The following is a 16583-nucleotide window of genomic DNA, read 5'->3' on the forward strand; positions in this document are numbered from 1 at the left end:
ATTTTATCCGTTAAAATCCACATCTTCGAATGCGAGGGTAGGTACCTGCCAGCGCAGGCTTTCGAGCGGGTCGGTTCCCGCGAATAATGATTTTGCCCAAAGCGACAGTATGTCGCCGGTTATGAGCATTTCACTTATAGGATACAGTATTTCCCCGTTTTCAAAACGGAATCCTTCGATTCCGAAGGAAAAGGCCCCTGTTACCGGATTGGAATTGCCTCCGTTGAATCCTGTAACAAGTATTCCCGAGCCCGATTGCCGGAGTATGTAGTCTAAAGAGGAAATGCCGTGGCCCGTTCCCTTGCCGGAAGTCCTGTCGAAAGGGACGATGACGGGCCTTGAGGCCGATTCGACAGTCTGGGGCATCCCGAGTTTGCGTGATGCGTATGAATTGATGAAGTACATCCCCACTGTGCCGCGGCTGATTATGTCGCAGTCCTTTGTCGCCACCCCTTCGGAATCGAAAAGTCTTGACCCGGGAGCGCCTTTGACGTGCGGCCTGTCGATAACGTCGAGCCATTCCGGGAAAACGCGCTTTCCGAGCGAATCGGTCAGAAACGAGTTGTGCTGCTCGATGGCCATCCCGTTCAGGGCTGCCATTATCGGTGCGAAAAGCCTCGATGCGACATAGTTCTCAACGACCATGATGTACTTTCCGCTTTTGATTTTCTTGGGGTTTAGCCTTGCCGTGGCGCGTTCATACGCCTTTGTCGCGCAATCTTCATATTTCAGGCCGGAAAGCATGGGGGAGGCGGACCAGAAATATCCGCTGGCCCTTGAGTTTCCCTTGCCTTTTACGGTTATTTCCGAAGATATGGCGTATGTGGTTTCATAGCCGAGCCCGGTGAATCCCTGGGTGTCGGCGATAAATAAGCCGTCGGCCTGTTCGGAAAATTCGGTTTCGGCGGATATTGCCGTTCCCGGAGCGGCCGCAGCGCATTCCATCGCTATTTCCTTTTTCCTTTCCGGTGGTACATCGTCGAAGGACGGGTCGTCTATCTCCATTTCATGTCCGGAACTTGTCCCTTTGTAATACAATTCCTTGGCAGGCAGGCATCTCGCTCCATCGGCGGCAAGCATCCTTACCGTTTCCACGCTGGATTCAAGGAATCCCTTCAATTCTCCTGGCTCGAATCTGTTGGTTGAAAAATTGCCGTATTTTCCATCGGCGAATATGTGGAAATACAGGGACCTGTCGGCGGAATGCACGAGTTTGTCGAATTCCTTGTCCAATACCGAGTAGGTGGACATTACGCTTTTGTTCAGGCAGACTTTTGCCGCCGAGGCTCCGGCCCTCAGTGCGCAGTCCAATGAATCCAAGGCTATTTTCCGTTCGTTTTCCGTAATTTTCATTTTCGTTCCGTCTTTTAAAATTTGCGGTAGCCGGTTGCCGGTTTACGCTTCGCCTCCTACGGTAAGCGACCTTACCAGGACCGTCGGTATGCCGCAGGTGACGACACAGTTCTGTTCCTTCCCGCATGTCCATGTCCCGTTGTCTATTTTCAGGTCATTTCCGACAGCGACAATGTCCGACAGCGCTTTCGGACCGTTGCCGATGATGTTTATGTCCTTGATAGGGGCGGTGAGTTTTCCGTTTTCGATAAGTCTTCCGTTTTTTACGTAAAATGTGAAGTCTCCTTCGCCTATTTTTACCTGTCCGTTGGAAAAATCATCCACGTATATGCCGTGGCGTACTTCGGCTATGATGTCTTCCGGTGAGCAATTGCCGTTTTCCATATAAGTGGAGCGCATCCGTGGAATAGGGGGGAAGCGGAAGGATTCCCTGCGCCCGTTGCCTGTAGGGGCAGTCTTGAAATGTGCGGCGCTTATGCGGTCGTGGAGGAAGGATTCGAGCTTTCCGGAACGTACCATGTATGTTTTCTGTCCCGGTACGCCTTCGTCATCCACATTCACCGAGCCGCGGTTGTATGCCAGCGTGCCGTCATCTACCACGCTTATGGACGGGTCGCATACGGTTTTTCCGAATTGTTCCGAAAATACCGATTGTTTTTTGCGGATGAAGTCGGCTTCGAAGGCGTGTCCTATGGCTTCGTGAAGCAGGATTCCGCTGCCTCCGGCTCCCATTACGACTGGCATTTCGCCTCCTTTGGGCCTTATTGCGGCAAATCTTTCATCGATTCCTTTTGTCACGTCTGCCGCCACTTCGTCTATCAGTTTGGCCGACAGCAGGTCGAAGCCCATGCGGAAACTCCTCGATGCGGAATTTGTTTCGGTATTGCCTGCGCCGTCCTTGAATATGCCGGCAGCAGTGACTGACGTCAATGGGCGGGAATCGAAGGATAGGCCGTCGATGGAGTTGTACATCATTATCATGGAAAATGAGTCAGCAATCTTTGCCTGTACCTTTATGACCCTTCCGTCGCTTTCGGCAACCCTGTCTCCGAGGCGTTTGAGCAACGGCAGCCTCTTGGCCGCGCCGTATTCTTCTATACGGGCCACGGACCAGTAGTGCTTTCCGGGAATACGGTTTTTGAGAAGTCCGTCAGAGTAGGCGTAGCCCGGTTCCGTTCCCGAAGGGCTGTCGGCAATCATGGCCGCGTTCAATGCAGCCCTGCGAATGTCCTCCCATTCCGTGCTTTCGGTGTAGGCGTAACCGGTCTTTTCACCTTTGAGGACCCTTATTCCCATGCCGTAATCTATATGGCTGCCTCCTGAGTTGACCTGCCCGTCACGCATCGACAGTTCGTTGTATACGGTGTGCTCGAAATATAGGTCCGCAAAATCCCCTCCCTTCGACAGGGCGAGGCCGGTAAGTTCCCTGAGGTTTTCCTCGGTAACTTTGAAATGTTCAAGATATGCTGTCTTATCCATTTGTGTCTTTATGTTCTGTCCTGCTATTTTCCGCTCGTCACCCCGTATCCGAAAAGGGCGAAATCGCCTCTGCAAGGGTCTCCAGGGAAAATTCCGGAGAGTTTTTCAGTGATTTCCTCCACTGTCCGCAGGTCTTTGCCCTTCCTTCCGGTGAGTCCGAGTTCGAAGGCCTGGCGGTGTGAATGCACATCGAGGGGCAGCAGGAGATCCGCCGGGTCCGTCCCTGTCCATATTCCGAGGTCTACCGGGCTGTTCCGCCTTACAAACCAGCGGCGCATCATGTTTATCTTCTTGTTGGCTGCCTTCGGGTCGTTTGCCTTGCCGTAAATCTCTGTCCTTATCCCGTTTATTCCGAGGATTTCCATGCTGTGGTTGCCCGCCGCATAGAATTTTTCGATGTTACGGCAGATTCCTGCAAATTCGCTCCATCTCACTGTGCGGTGCAGGGATGCGCTGTCTTCTAACCGGCTTTCCCATTTCCGTCCCATCACATAGTCGAAGGGCCTCCATTCCATTTCGTCGAAAGCCCGCTTGCAGTCCCTTACAATCATGGAGCGCCGTCCCCATGCGAGATGTGCAGCGATAATGCCGGCTATCTCGATGTCTTCGAGGCGGTAACCGCCGTCATTCGTGACGTTGATGCCATCGATACTGTCGGTGCGCATGCGGTTGAAGAAAAATTTCGGGAAAATTATCGGGTCTTCCTGAAAATATTTTTCGTCTTCGTATGTGTCGGCCCACTCCCTGAGCCTCTCGGCCAAAATCCCGTCGTCCATTGCCATTTTGTTTGTTACATTCCTGTATGCCCTCAAACAATCTGCAAAGATACGCACCAATCCGTCATTTTGGCAAATTGCCGTTTAAAAATTAATTATCTTTAGAAGTTGTTCGTGTCGTTTATTCGGCCTTTGTGGCTGTTCCCGGTTTTACAAAAAACTCGGGCAATCCACATCAAAAAAAACTCGGCAACCATGCACCGGTCGCCGAGTTTTATTTATGTAAAACCGTTTTTATGGGTTGTTTTCCCTTATTTTCTCGGTTTGATGTCAAGTTTTACCGGTTTTATCATGTTTTCCGGAAGAAGTATCGTGTCAAGCTCCTCTTTGGTGAGAACGCCGTGCTCGAGTACGAGCTCGTAAACGCTTCTGCCTGTAGCGAGGGCCTCTTTTGCTATCTTGGTCGAGTTCTTGTAACCGATGATAGGGTTGAGGGCAGTGACTACTCCTATGCTGTTGTGGACATAGCTGCGGCAGCGTTCTTCGTTGGCGGTGATGCCTTCAACACAAAGCCTGCGGAGTGTTTCCATTCCGTTCATCAAGAGTTCGGCGGATTCGAATGTACACTGTGCCATTACCGGTTCCATTGCATTGAGTTCCATCTGGGAAGCCTCGCCGGCCATGGTCACGCACACTTCGTTGCCCATTACCTTGAAGCAAATCTGGCTCATAACTTCCGGGATGACAGGGTTTACCTTACCCGGCATGATTGAAGAACCTGGCTGCATTGCCGGGAGATTGATTTCGCCGAGACCGCAACGAGGGCCGCTCGAAAGAAGCCTGAGGTCGTTGGAAATCTTGCTGAGTTTTACGGCAAGCCTCTTCAGCGCCGAAGAATAGCCCACCATGCATGATGTGTCGGAAGTCGCTCCTACGAGGTCGTCGGAAAGTTTTATGTTCCATCCTGTTATCTCACCGAGTGCCTTGACGCATTTTTCAGCATAACCCGGTTCGGCGCAGATGCCCGTACCGATGGCAGTCGCTCCCATATTCACCGTCAAGAAGTCTTCGGCGGCTTCGTTAAGGTGCTTGATTTCGTCGCGGAGAATCGAAGCAAAGCCGTTGAAAGTCTGGCCGAGGGTCATAGGAACGGCATCCTGAAGCTGGGTACGTCCCATTTTTATGATGTGCGCAAACTCTTCGCCTTTCCTGCTGAAAGCATCTATGAGTTTTTCGAGCACCGGTATCAGTTTGAGGTGGGTGGCGTAAAGTCCGAGATGGATTGCCGTAGGGTAGGCGTCATTCGTGGACTGTGCGCAGTTCACATGGTCGTTTGGCGAACAGTACTGGTATTCTCCGCGTTTGTGGCCCATGAGTTCCAAAGCCCTGTTGGCGATTACCTCGTTGGCATTCATGTTGGTGGTTGTGCCGGCACCTCCCTGGATCATGTCGATAGGAAAATCTTCCCTGTGCTGTCCGTCGAGGATTTCCTGGCAGGCTGCAACTATCGCGTTTTTCTGCTCGTCGGTGAGCAGTCCGAGCTGGTGGTTTGCTATGGCGGCACCCATCTTGGTGTAAGCCAGGCCGTTTATGAATAATGGATATTCGCTCAGATGAAAATGGCTGATGACGAAGTTCTCGATTCCCCTGAGGGTCTGTACTCCGTATAGAGCTTCCTCAGGTACCTCGCGAGGCCCGATAAGGTCACTCTCTGTACGGGTCTTTCCGGAAAATACTCTGTTCATGTTTATGAAAATTAATATTTTAAATTAAAAATTCTAAAAGTGGGGCAAATATACGCAGAAGCCGAGAGCAAAACAAATTTATTTGCTTTGCCGAGGCGCAACAGTATAAATGGCCGCAGGCCAAATTACGCAGAAGCCGAGAGCAAAACAAATTTATTTGCTTTGTGTCGGCTCCCTTCTGCCAGTTGTTCTGCAAATTGCTCTGCTGATTTTTTGCTAATCGCTCTGACAAAGCAGTGTGGTGCTCCAGGCTTCCCGGCAGGACATGTTTTTGCTGTGAAAACTGTGAAAAAACTGTAAAGCCGGAAACATCGCGGTAAGAACGTATTTTTGGTAAGTCGTTGTGAATTAGTGTGTTGTGAAACAATGCGCTGCTAAAAAATCTCCCTTCCCGGCGAAGTCCACGTGGATACCGCTTGGAACAGGACTTTTGGGTTGGGTTGTTTTGTAACTTGTTGTGATATAAGTGGTTATGAATTAGTTATCAAGGGGGCCAGCGGATAATTCCGGTCGGAATCTTCCGTTGCCTCATTTCCCGCCTGTGACCCGAACAAAATCGACTGCCCTCCTTTCGGGAGAACAGGCTTCATAATACGTAAGGCCGTACAGCGAAGTGGGAACAGATGGGATGCTTTTTTCACCCCACAGCCATCTTGTGCTTTTGTAATGTGTTGATAGTAAATGTCTTGTTGAAATTACTCCTGCGCTTGGGTACTTTCTGAGGCATCCAAAGACAGTTTGGATTTTTGTAAGCTATTGATTATCAATTATTTCGAAAAAGGTCGGATGGCTGTGGGGTGGAAAATGATACGACAAAATCCTATTTTTCCTCCTCATTCCGCTTCCATTCGCTTTCATCCCTTTTCCCGTCATTCTTTCTCAGGAGAAGTTGCATCCCGGCCCGAAAAACAGAATCGCGGTGTGCGAGAATAGTGTAAGACCGGGAACGCCCCGACTTAACAGCATCGCTTGTAATTGGCAATGTGTCAATACATTACCAGAAGTCTATAAAAATCCTTGTTCCCGGCGATGTCCACGTGGATGCCGCTCGGAATAAGGATAATTTGTTGCACTTACATAAAATATTGCAAATCAATAAATTACATAAATATAGCCAAAATTGACCTGTTCCCGGTTTTACCAAAATTATCCGCAGGTCCATTAAAATTTTCATGTTCCCTACTTTGCAAAAAATAAGGTTCCGTCACCGCCCAAGCGGCTTCGATTAGTTCCGGCACCCAATGAAACCGTGCTGGAAAACAGGAAAAAAGGAAAACTGGAAACAAGAAAGGAAAGAAAACAAGACAGAAAACAAGAAAGACAAGAAAACAAGGAAGACAGGAAAACAAGAAAGAAGGGTGTGCAGCCGAGGTCCGGTAATGCACACCCTTCCGGTTTGAAACGTAATTTATTTATTGACAGCTATGAGCTTACATTTTTCTGTTGTCTAATCTCAGGTTCAGTTTCCCGTCGTATGTGAGGACTTCACGCTCTTTGTCATCGCATACGATGAACTCTGAAGGTACCATGATAAGGCTGTTACCCTCGGATGCTACCGAAGCGGCGGACTGGTTCATGGTTGCATTGTAGTACTCGTCGAACAGAGCGTAGTTTGTGGATTTTCCGTCTTCGGTCAATGTTATGAGGTGGGTGTACATTTCACCGAGGTTGTCATTCGCATCCTTGGCAATTGTAACGAGGGTGCTCATCTGGCCGAATGCCTGGTAGAACATAGGGGCAGCATCTCCCTTCTTGGCTGTCTTCTGTGCGAGAAGTGTCTGTGTATAGAGCTCTTCCTGGTCTCCGTACTGTGTCACGTCTCCTACGAAGAGTGCATAGTAGCATCCTGTAGCGGTTTCGTTGTATTCGAAATCTATGGCCACCAGGACAGGAGTGCTTTCATTGTGCATGATGGATTCATATTCCGGATTGTATGCAATCAGGTCATTGATGTCCCAGTAATTGTCGGCGCTGCCCGTTACGTATGCATCGGTATCTTCGCTCGGCAGGGTAGTGAATGGCTCTTTTGCCAGAGCGGAACTGTACGAATAGGTTCCCGTATCCACTCCGAATGCCACTGCGTAGTAGTTCATTCCAGGAATCATGCCCGTAACCTCGGTTCCTACCACATCGCCCTGGTCGAGCATGAACAGTATGAGGAAGCTCATCTGCGATATGATTTCGCTCATTATTTCTTCATCGGTCAGTCCTGATGTGAAGAATGATTCATCAATGGCAGTAGCGAGATATTTTGCCGACTTGTCTGACGGATAGACGCTCATTATTGCGCTTGTCTTTTTAGGCTCGACAACGATTTCGAAAGTAAGTCCGCCCGGTTCCGGATCTGTGTTTTCAGGAGTGGTGATTTCAGGGCCCCAATAGAAATCTGTGGTATAATTCATTTCGTAATCCATTGCAACGGCAAAGGTAAGGAAGTGCGTTTCCGGAGTTACGGAATATGTGAATTCGTCCACTTTGTCTCCAGGATACAGTAAGAGAGGCAGCGCTATTTCCGGAGGTATGCCGGTGTCGGCGAGTTTTTCTTCAAGAAGTTCGAGGAAATACTCCTTCATGTTCTCCTTGTCGCCACCGCAATATGTATCGAGCTGTTCCTGGGACATGATTTGTGAGGTCCAGGTAAGTTCGGAATAATTGCAGCTTGAACGTACCATTGCCGATGTGGCCGTGATTTGATCTTCAGGTACTTCAATGTTGAATGCGTTAGGATAATTCCCGCCTTTTGCCGGCTGTTTTACGATAACATCGAAGTGGAGAGGTTCTCCGCCTGCCCAGTTATATGTTACGGTAACCTTGCCTTCACGGGCTTCTTCTTTCTCGTTAGGATCTATCGATACGGCTACTTTCGCCTCTTCCACGACAGTCGTAATCCATTCGTCGCTCTCGGCTTTCAGTTCACCGTCTTCCGTAGGATTTTCCAAAGTGAAGGTTATTTCGTAGTCGCCGCCTTCTTCATCGGCATTGATTTCAGCCTCGCTTGTCAGTGTCAGTACAGGATCAGCACCCTTTGCAGCCTGTATCACTTTTACAGCAAAGCTCTGGTCTTTTCCACCCGAATATGAATAGGTGAGGGTTAACCACGGCCTCACGTTCCTGCTCTTCACCATTTGCCGCTATATTGAAGGCCACAGTCCCGTCCTGAGAGTAATCGAAATCCGTAATCCATATTTCCTCACCGTCAAGATTGGACTTGGCCTCGACGAAGCCGTCTTCAGCCGCATTTTCCAAAACATAGTTTATTTCCCCTTTGCTTTCGCCTGCCGGAACACGCAGGTCCCCGTCCATGCCAGACGAAAATTTCGGTGTAGGGTTTTCGACCGGATTACATCCTGCCAAAACTGCAACCGCTGCGGTAAGAACCGCGCCAAATAGTGTAAAACGTTTCATAAATTAAAAATTTAGTTAAAATTTGATATTTTTTTAATTGAAAAAATTAAAAATTCAAACTAATTTTCGATGGCAAATTTATATTTGCAACAAAGTTCCGTCACGTATTGGACTATTACAGTGACAGATTTTTGTATATGAGCGATACGAAGGAATTCATCGGAGGTTATACGCCGGAGGATATCGGTAAGAACGGCTGGAGATTCCTTTTGGAGACCTGTGTCGAGGAAGAAAGGGAGGCGTTGAAGAAGGCCGTCGTTTTCATGGACGATTTTTATTCAAGGCTGCCGGTAGGGGACAAGAAGGATTATTCGGTATCCTTCAATTATACGATAAAATGCAAGGGCTGCAACAGGGTCATGCTGGTGCTGCGGAACGTGAAGCAGGGCAAACGCTGGGTCTACAACAAGACGGAAAACTGCTGGAGCATCTTTCGGAAATCCGGCTGTCCCAAATGGAAAAACTGACGATGCTGTATATAAGCAGCGGCATGACGAGCGACATGATGTCACGTGTAATGAACAAGTCGGTGGATACCATCAACGGCTATCGCAAATCGGTAATCGCCAAATTCGGCGTGCAGAACATCCATGAGGCCTTTACTATGGCGATGATACACAAACTGCTGTGACGGCGCCTCCCGTTATTCGTCGATTATCGGGCGCACCGGGCGTGCCATAGTCTTAGTACCGGTGAATCCGAATGAATACACTTCTATTCCTCTCGGATAATCTTTGCGGATTACGAGGGTATATGCTGATGTCCCTCTGTCTATGCATGACCAGTAATAGACTCCGTACATGGCCCAAAGTCCTCCGAGGTCTGCCTTGGCGCCGTCCTCTTCGTATCTCTCAAGCAGCCCCTGGCGGTCGGATCTCTGGCCGGTCGCCGTCATGGGAATCGGGTCTCCTTCCATGCCCGGCTGGGGATAGCCTATATATTGGTTGTTCAGAGGGTTGTTAGGGACTTCGCCCTGCGATTTCCCGTTGAACGTGCCGATATTGTCTGCATTGCTTCCGTCGCCGGTATTCCCGTTTACCAGCACCGCAAAGGCCCTTGCAACCGGGACTTTGAATCCCCGCGGTGAAGGATCGTATATCGTCTTGGTGGATGTAGTCTTGTCCATGCCGGTTCCGCCAGAAGTGTCCCACAGGGTCGGTACGGGATCGCTGTCAAGCCAGTCGCCGTGACCGTCGCCTGAGCGGCGCGGATAGAAGACGTTCGGATTCTGTATTGCCGTACCGATGGAAACCCTTCCTTCCACGTATCTGTATCCATAACTGTCTTCCCCCGTCTCATGGAGCCTGTAATCGGCATATCCGACATTTTCCCAGTTCCTCAAGGCGACAAGCGGGTCTTTGCGGCCCCACTGATAATAAGTTGAGCCTACGTCCTTGTAGTTGAATTCGTAGCCGGTCTGTCTTACCTTGAGTTTACCCGTCTTGCCCGAGCCTGACTGGTAGAAGTCGAATTCCAGATCCTTCCCGTTATAATAGACTATCTTTCCGTCCACCCAGCCGAGGTTGCATTGCATCATCCGGTAAATCCGTGACGAGCCGTCTTTGTAATCGTACAGATTGTGTATGTTTTCAGTGTAGATATTGCGTTCGGTGACCCAAATATGCCAGCTCCACATGATTCTACCCTGATTGTCCCGGACGGCGACCACCCCGTTGGCCTGCTGAAGGAAATTCCTGTCGATTGAAAATACGAGATAAGGGCCGTCGGCGCTTTTTGTGTCGAGATGTATGTCCTTGAACATGAAGAAGCCGTCGCTCCATACCAATACGCAGTCATGCGGAGTTCCTGAAATGTAAGGTCCCGATATCTGGTTTCCGACATAATCCTTGAAGTCAGAGTTCCATGAACTGTAATTGACAGCCCCGTTCTTTATCGCGTTTCCGTAAACCAATGGCAGCTTGTAGGTCCCCGGGGCGTTCACGACATAGCAGTTGGCGGTCGTCCGGGCTATCGTGTTGCCGGATTCGTCATGCGTGGAAAGGTCGTAAGGATTGTCGGGACTTCCTTTCGGCTCGCTCGACATCAGTATCTCGTCTCCCGGATAATTCGTCTTCATCGTGTTTTTCGTGACTCCTACAGTGCCTTTGTCGCGGGCGGATTCGGTTCCCCCGCTGCCGCTTCCTGTAAAGGCCGTGACAGCTTCTTCGTATGAGACGGACTCTGAAGTATTGTACATTTCATCGGTTTCCGTTCCGCTGTTCCACTCCGCCGTCCAGCCGATATTTTCGGTAATGCTCGGGTCGGTCCTTCGGTAACGGTAGCTCGTTACATAATAATTTCCCTCGGTATTTCCGAGCGACAGTGTTATGAGCGGTGTCCCGTCCTGCACGGACCCGTTGCCTTCGGAGGTTATCTCGAAAACATATACCCAGTTGACGGAGTCGGTGGAAATCTCGTATGTGTAAATTTTCCCTGCATCCCAGGTGCTCAGGTCTTCGTCTCCTGCGGCTGATTTATGGGCCGGATTGTACAGCGGGCCTTCCAACAGGTATTCGGTGCCGTCGATTTCGAGTACAATCTCTATTTTAGCGCCGCTGATATCCTGGGGTATCATCATGAAAGTAGTCTCGTCGGAACTTACCGGCTGTGTGCTCGTTCCGGTATTGTTTTCCACCGTAACATCGAATATCTGCGAAAAATCGGTCAGTTCTCCTTCGTGGGTCCACGCGAACGCGCCCCCTCCTCCGGTTTTGTCGACGGTATAGGTGCAGCTTCCGGCTTTGTACAGGTTTTTAAGGGCGATTTTTCTGATGGTGCATTTGTTTACATCCTTGACCACGAACCTGATTCCCGAAAGGGCATGCTGGAAACGGAGCGGGACCGTCCCGTTAATCTCATTGCCTGCATCGGAACGGGAAAAATCCGGGGTGTAGGCGAACATGATGTCCGGTTGGATTTCCGCATCATGGCCGTCTCCGGATACAGGCACGGAATAGGAGAATTTAATATTGCCATCGTCGTCACGGGCAATTGCCTGGTTTCCGGAAAAAACGGCCTGATTGCGGTAAGTGTATGGGGCGTATGCGTAAAAATCGAGAGGGGTTCCGTCTTCGGGCCAGAAACGGTCTCCTTCGCTCGATGACCAGACAGTGCCGGAATTGTTCCCGATTCTGTCATTGTCCATGTATATGCCGTCGCTTCCGGAGAGATATGCCATGACTCCGAAATCGCTGTAATTGCTTCCGAAATTCTTACTGTTGATTGGTACGCCTTTGGTTTCGGCCTGTTGCCCCTTTATGGCCGATAGATTGGTTTTTATGTTTGGATGGAGATAGAGGGTATCTTTCCCGTCTTCACCGACTACGGTCAAAGGAGAGTCCTCGGCAGGCTGCTGTCTGCCGACATTTTCTTCAACCGGGATGGCCGATACCCCGAAGCTTATGGAATTGCCGTCCGCCTTCCTGCCGTCTATCAGCCTTTCCTTCGAGCAGGACATTACGGCCAGTATCGCCACGGCCATTATGCCCAAGGCCGTGAATGCGCTGTTGCCTGACATGATATGCTTCTCCTTTAATCTCATAATTTTACTTTGTGACCGGGTGGGGACATTCAACCCCGCCCGGCCTGTTATTCATGAACGCCTGTTTGTTAGTTGCCGGATTCTGGTACTTCGGCATCTATGTCGGTGGATGGAACTTCTACGAAGTCGTCTACCGTCACTTCAAATGTAATCGGCACAAGTACTGGTTCCGGTTGAGGGTCGTCAGGGTCAGGATTGTATCCGCCGCCCTTGCCGAATACGAAGGTGTAGGTGTATTTCTTGCCCTGTTCCCAATTGAATGCAGCAGGGATGGCTACTTCCTTGTGTTCCGTAACGGTGCCCCAAAGAGGTACGTCCACGCTTTCATCGAAGGATTCTCCGCTGACATTGTATATGGTGCAGTTTACGAGGAAATATGTACCGTTGCTTTCGTTTCCTTCGTAGCCCGGATTCGCTACCGTTTCAGGATTCCATGCAGTGGTTGCCTGAGGAAGCAGGAGCAGGGCCTTTCCGTTATATTCATTATTGACAGTGGCATTGGTAGTGAGGTCTACAAGCGCATTGTTCCCTTCTACTACTATGTTGTCACCCAATTCGACAGGATATATTGCGGAACCTCCGGTCAGGCCGTCCCATTTTCCCCATGAACCGTCTTCATAGTTTATTGTATATGAAAGGGAGCCGTCATGGTCGGCATCGGCGATGTTGTTGTCGGTGTCCGCCGTAGGGAATGCGAAAGTGTTTACATTTCCGACATTCATGATTCTTACGCCCGAAATCTCAACATAAAGGTTGGCATTGGTGTTCTTCGCATTGAAGACAATCTGCGAAAGTGCGTGGCGGAAGTTCAGTTCTACAGGAGACTGGCTTTCAGCATTGACAGCCTTGCTCTGGTTCTTCTTTACCGCATAAAGCAGGTCGTTCTGTGCAGTGACATCCGTAGGGACTTCGAAATCCACTATGGAAGCAGGTGCGGTCCCGTCTTCCGAAGCAGGGGTCCATTTGAAATAATTCCCGGCATTGACGTGTGCGTAGAAATCTACCGGAGCATCAGGCCAGAAACGAGTGCCGCTCTGGTTTTCCCAGGAGTTTTCGCCTTTGTTCACTATCAGGTCTCCGTCAATGTAGGTCTTGCCTTCGCTCATTGCGTAAACGCTGAACTGTGAAGGCAGGTTGTTGTTGCAATAGATGTCCGCTGCCTTTGTGGCGTTGTTGGCAACAATGTTGAATGAAATTTCGTCTCCGTCCCTGTTGACATCGACTGTTTCGCTTTTTGAGCAGGATGCTAATAAAAGAAGCACTCCTGCGCTGACAAATAAGATTTTTTTCATTTTTTTATAAATAAAAGATTGAACTAAAACTATAAAATTATTTCTTCTTCAATGACTACCCAGTCATCCACGGCAGGGTCGTAGCCGCTTCCGCCTTCAATCGGTTCCGGAAGGTCGAGACCGTCGATGATTATGTGTACGTGTCTGAAATCCGGGGCGTTGTGTACCTGTTCGGTCACGTCCAGCCTGTCGCCGGCCTTGAAACAGTATTTTGCCCCGTTGTCCATCACTGCATAGAATGCCATGCGGTGCGGGTCCGGATTGTCGGTATGATGTCCGAATGTGTAGAACTGCCCCGTTATGGTCGACTGCCCGTCGGACTGCGCCCCGAAAGGCAGGGTTACCGGTTCGGTGCCGATTTCTTCCGTGCTGAAGGTAAGGGTGCCGGCCATTCCGGAAATGGTACCGCTCATCTGGGACAGGTGGGCGATGTTCTTTACATTGCGCACTTCGTAAGTGTAGGTGCAGACGAGTTCGTGCGGATACAGCGTTATGATTTCGGTATCGTCCGTCACGGTTATTTCGGTAACTGAACAGCCCCACATCATGTCGGGGCAGATGACTACCCGCTCATCTTCGGTACCCTCGGCCCTCGGGGCGTAACTTGCCGTGTTTCCGTATATCGGTTCGAGTACGCTTCCTTCCCTCGTATAGACCCCGTGGCTGTCGAAGTCATTGGAGTTGTAGAACTGTACTATTTCCGTGTCGTTGTTGTAGCAAAGCACGCTGTACGTTCCTGCCCGCAGTTCGATTTCGCCTCCGGAGATGTCCTTGAAGTCGAAACGCTGGCCTCCGTTCCCCTGGACCGGATAAAAATATACGCACATCCCGTCCGGAGATGCATCCGGAGCGTCTTTCCAGTCGAATTGTATTTCCAGCGGTATTACGTGCGGATGCTGGAAGCACAGTTCCTTATGGATGCAGGAAGAGAGAAGTGCCAGGGCTGCAATAATCAAGATTGACTTTTTCATTTCCTGCCTCCTTTGTCTCTGTTATAATTCTCGTGTCCCAACAGCCATACAAGGGATATTTCGATTTTCGTAGGGCCTATGTAGAACCGTTTTTTTGTAGCCTGCCATACGTAGCAGTTGTCCATCGGCAGGTATTCGTAGTAAAGTCCCCCGAAAAATCCTACGCAAGCTGAAAAATCGATGTTAAGGCGCCTTGCGACCGGGAGGGAATAGCCGTATTCTATTCCGGCACCGTAGTTTGCCCTGTCGAAGAGGCTTCCTCCCGGCTCGCCTCCCATCTGTCCGAGCCCCCCGACTTCGAAGTCGTAGGTCATGACTTGCCCGTATACGCCTATGTGGTGTCCGGTAAGGGGTTTTTCATTGGCCGCCTTTCCGAACCATTTCCGGACGGACAGCCCTCCTCCGTATATGCGCCAGTACCAGTGCGCATTGTCGTTTTTCCACCATCCGTACATCCAGTCTCCGGCGATGCTCCAGTTCTTGCCGAGATAGAATTCCGCACCGATATTCGGTACGAGCAGCAAGTCGTAAAGCAGGTTGCTCTTTATGCCCATGTAAAACGGCTTTTTATAAATGACTGGCGCCGGAGTCCTGTTCTTTATGGCCCCGGAAGGTGCGGATGGACGTGCTGCGGCAATCCCCGAAAACAGGGGCAATGCTATGGGGTTCCGCATCTTTTTGTAGTATAGGTGTACGCTGGAAGCACGCAGTTCTGGAAAGAGGTTCCGGTACATATAGCGGTAAGGCTCTCCTCCCTTGAATCTGGAAAGTCTTCCTACGTTGTTGTCTTCCAACCTTTCCCCTCCCAGCGAGCGGTCGGCGATGTCCCTGAGATATTCAAGGGTTTCTTCCCTGTATGGGACGTTCATGTCGGCTTCAACCAGTTCAATCAGGCCCCACCAGTCCCGTCCGATGAAGTTGAAAGTCGTAAGGGAATCGGGAAGTTCCCCGAATTTTGAAAGGTATTCGAAAATTACCTTTGCGCGTTTCTCGGAAAGCCGCTTGTTCAAAGGAATCGTACCTTCCGGAGATGCTCCCCCTGTCACGTGTATCCGTGTCAGTACGTATATCGAGTCGCTGTAACCCAATTGCAGGCTATCGGCTATCCTCTTTATGGAATTCCTGTTGTCTCCGATGGAAAGGTCCAGAACGGAATACCCTTGTCTGAAAAATATTTTTACGGAGTCCTCAACCTCTTGACCGTGAGAAAGAGAACATGTCAATAAGGTAAACAAAAGGGAAATTAAAGATTTCCCCCCCCCCCCTTATATGACTAAAACGTAACATAACTGTTTGATTTATATTGTGTTGTAGTTAGTTTTACGCCATTTGCAAATAAAATTGTCCAAATGAATTTGCCGCAAAAATACATATTTTTTTATATTTTACCAAAAAAACGTCTGAAGAAACGTTAAAAAAAAACGGCTGGATAAATGGCTGAAAATTACCTGGCTTTTCAAATTACTCGTTGGCTTTTCCAAATCCATTTTGTTTTCCAAGTTTACTTTCAAGTCTACTTCGTTTTCTAAGTTTAGCCGGCTTTCCCAAATTTAGCCTGGTTTTTTCCAAATATACCTGGCTTTTTCCAATTTAGCCGACAGAAAAATTCACCAGTGCAGAAAATCTATCCGATTAAAAAATTTAGCTGTGTCATATATCTGCCATATATCTGCCTTCATTCGTCCTCCTCCGTTCTTCATTCGTCCATCATTCGTCCTTCATCCGCTTTTCATCCTATTTTTTCTGAATTACGGGGGAAAGTGCCACGGATTCCCGGCAAAATGGTTCACTTTCCCCGGAAAAAATGGCGAAAATGGCGGTAAAATCAACATTTCCGGCGGGAAAGTGCCTCGAATTCCCGGCAAAATGGTTCACTTTCCCCCAAAGGACGGATGAGGAATAGCGATAGGAGAATATTCAAAAGATACGTGATGTGGCTGCGCGCAGGAGCTATTCCGGCACGTCCGCCGATGAATAAAGATCTTGGTCTGCCGGCATGTTCTCCCGAAGGAAGAACTCTCCCTCATCCCGATTGAGTCAATATGTTTGTAGTTCCGGAAAAATACGCCGGAAAAGGTATT

General features: G+C 49.5%; 12 protein-coding genes. 2 read left to right on the forward strand and 10 right to left on the reverse strand.

Annotated elements, in window-relative coordinates:
* Positions 1-3: 3 nt before the first annotated feature.
* From B5F83_RS04360 to B5F83_RS04385, 6 genes are all read right to left on the reverse strand, one after another.
* Entirely contained in the window at positions 4-1353 is a 1350-nt protein-coding gene (locus tag B5F83_RS04360; RefSeq protein ID WP_087277018.1) for a metallopeptidase TldD-related protein, read from the reverse strand.
* Positions 1354-1395: 42 nt separating this feature from the next.
* Complete coding sequence (locus B5F83_RS04365; RefSeq protein ID WP_087277021.1) at positions 1396-2832, reverse strand: TldD/PmbA family protein; 1437 nt, start codon at positions 2830-2832, stop codon at positions 1396-1398.
* A 23-nt stretch (positions 2833-2855) separates the two neighbouring features.
* The gene (locus tag B5F83_RS04370) at positions 2856-3608 is read right to left on the reverse strand and encodes a DUF2400 family protein (RefSeq protein WP_158094148.1); all 753 of its coding nucleotides are present in this window, start codon (positions 3606-3608) and stop codon (positions 2856-2858) included.
* 251 nt (positions 3609-3859) lie between these two features.
* A complete protein-coding gene (aspA, locus tag B5F83_RS04375) occupies positions 3860-5293 on the reverse strand; it encodes an aspartate ammonia-lyase (RefSeq protein WP_087277027.1) in 1434 nt (477 codons plus the stop codon).
* A gap of 1430 nt (positions 5294-6723) precedes the next feature.
* On the reverse strand, positions 6724-8334 hold the full coding sequence (locus tag B5F83_RS04380) for a BACON domain-containing carbohydrate-binding protein (RefSeq protein WP_087277030.1): 1611 nt from the start codon (positions 8332-8334) through the stop codon (positions 6724-6726).
* Positions 8309-8698, reverse strand: a complete 390-nt coding sequence (locus B5F83_RS04385) for a hypothetical protein (protein ID WP_143822458.1) — start codon at positions 8696-8698, stop codon at positions 8309-8311. Before B5F83_RS04385 ends, B5F83_RS04380 begins: the two co-directional genes overlap by 26 nt.
* A gap of 137 nt (positions 8699-8835) precedes the next feature.
* On the opposite strand from B5F83_RS04385, the gene B5F83_RS10625 reads away from it, so the two are divergent.
* The gene (locus B5F83_RS10625) at positions 8836-9165 is read left to right on the forward strand and encodes a hypothetical protein (RefSeq protein WP_158094149.1); all 330 of its coding nucleotides are present in this window, start codon (positions 8836-8838) and stop codon (positions 9163-9165) included.
* Entirely contained in the window at positions 9153-9329 is a 177-nt protein-coding gene (locus B5F83_RS10630) for a LuxR C-terminal-related transcriptional regulator (RefSeq protein ID WP_158094150.1), read from the forward strand. Before B5F83_RS10625 ends, B5F83_RS10630 begins: the two co-directional genes overlap by 13 nt.
* 12 nt (positions 9330-9341) lie before the next feature.
* Here B5F83_RS10630 and B5F83_RS04395 read toward each other — a convergent pair whose 3' ends face one another.
* From B5F83_RS04395 to B5F83_RS04410, 4 genes are all read right to left on the reverse strand, one after another.
* On the reverse strand, positions 9342-12239 hold the full coding sequence (locus tag B5F83_RS04395; RefSeq protein ID WP_087277039.1) for a fimbrillin family protein: 2898 nt from the start codon (positions 12237-12239) through the stop codon (positions 9342-9344).
* A gap of 68 nt (positions 12240-12307) precedes the next feature.
* Positions 12308-13531, reverse strand: a complete 1224-nt coding sequence (locus B5F83_RS04400; RefSeq protein ID WP_087277042.1) for a fimbrillin family protein — start codon at positions 13529-13531, stop codon at positions 12308-12310.
* Positions 13532-13560: 29 nt separating this feature from the next.
* Positions 13561-14502: a DUF5119 domain-containing protein gene (locus B5F83_RS04405; RefSeq protein ID WP_087277045.1), complete on the reverse strand. Its 942-nt coding sequence runs from the start codon at positions 14500-14502 to the stop codon at positions 13561-13563.
* Positions 14499-15737, reverse strand: coding sequence for a DUF3575 domain-containing protein (locus B5F83_RS04410; protein ID WP_239383824.1), 1239 nt, complete (start codon positions 15735-15737; stop codon positions 14499-14501). Before B5F83_RS04410 ends, B5F83_RS04405 begins: the two co-directional genes overlap by 4 nt.
* Positions 15738-16583 lie beyond the last annotated feature (846 nt).

This window comes from Muribaculum sp. An289 (assembly GCF_002159555.1).
In the GTDB taxonomy this organism is placed as follows: domain Bacteria; phylum Bacteroidota; class Bacteroidia; order Bacteroidales; family UBA932; genus Merdivivens; species Merdivivens faecigallinarum.

Excerpts from the sequence above, each read along its gene's own strand:
- B5F83_RS04360 (WP_087277018.1), bottom strand. The coding sequence starts at position 1,353 with ATGAAAATTACGGAAAACGAACGGAAAATAGCCTTGGATTCATTGGAC.
- B5F83_RS04365 (WP_087277021.1), bottom strand. The coding sequence starts at position 2,832 with ATGGATAAGACAGCATATCTTGAACATTTCAAAGTTACCGAGGAAAAC.
- B5F83_RS04370 (WP_158094148.1), bottom strand. The coding sequence starts at position 3,608 with ATGGACGACGGGATTTTGGCCGAGAGGCTCAGGGAGTGGGCCGACACA.
- aspA (WP_087277027.1), bottom strand. The coding sequence starts at position 5,293 with ATGAACAGAGTATTTTCCGGAAAGACCCGTACAGAGAGTGACCTTATC.
- B5F83_RS04385 (WP_143822458.1), bottom strand. The coding sequence starts at position 8,698 with ATGAAACGTTTTACACTATTTGGCGCGGTTCTTACCGCAGCGGTTGCA.
- B5F83_RS10625 (WP_158094149.1), top strand. The coding sequence starts at position 8,836 with ATGAGCGATACGAAGGAATTCATCGGAGGTTATACGCCGGAGGATATC.
- B5F83_RS10630 (WP_158094150.1), top strand. The coding sequence starts at position 9,153 with ATGGAAAAACTGACGATGCTGTATATAAGCAGCGGCATGACGAGCGAC.
- B5F83_RS04395 (WP_087277039.1), bottom strand. The coding sequence starts at position 12,239 with ATGAGATTAAAGGAGAAGCATATCATGTCAGGCAACAGCGCATTCACG.
- B5F83_RS04400 (WP_087277042.1), bottom strand. The coding sequence starts at position 13,531 with ATGAAAAAAATCTTATTTGTCAGCGCAGGAGTGCTTCTTTTATTAGCA.
- B5F83_RS04405 (WP_087277045.1), bottom strand. The coding sequence starts at position 14,502 with ATGAAAAAGTCAATCTTGATTATTGCAGCCCTGGCACTTCTCTCTTCC.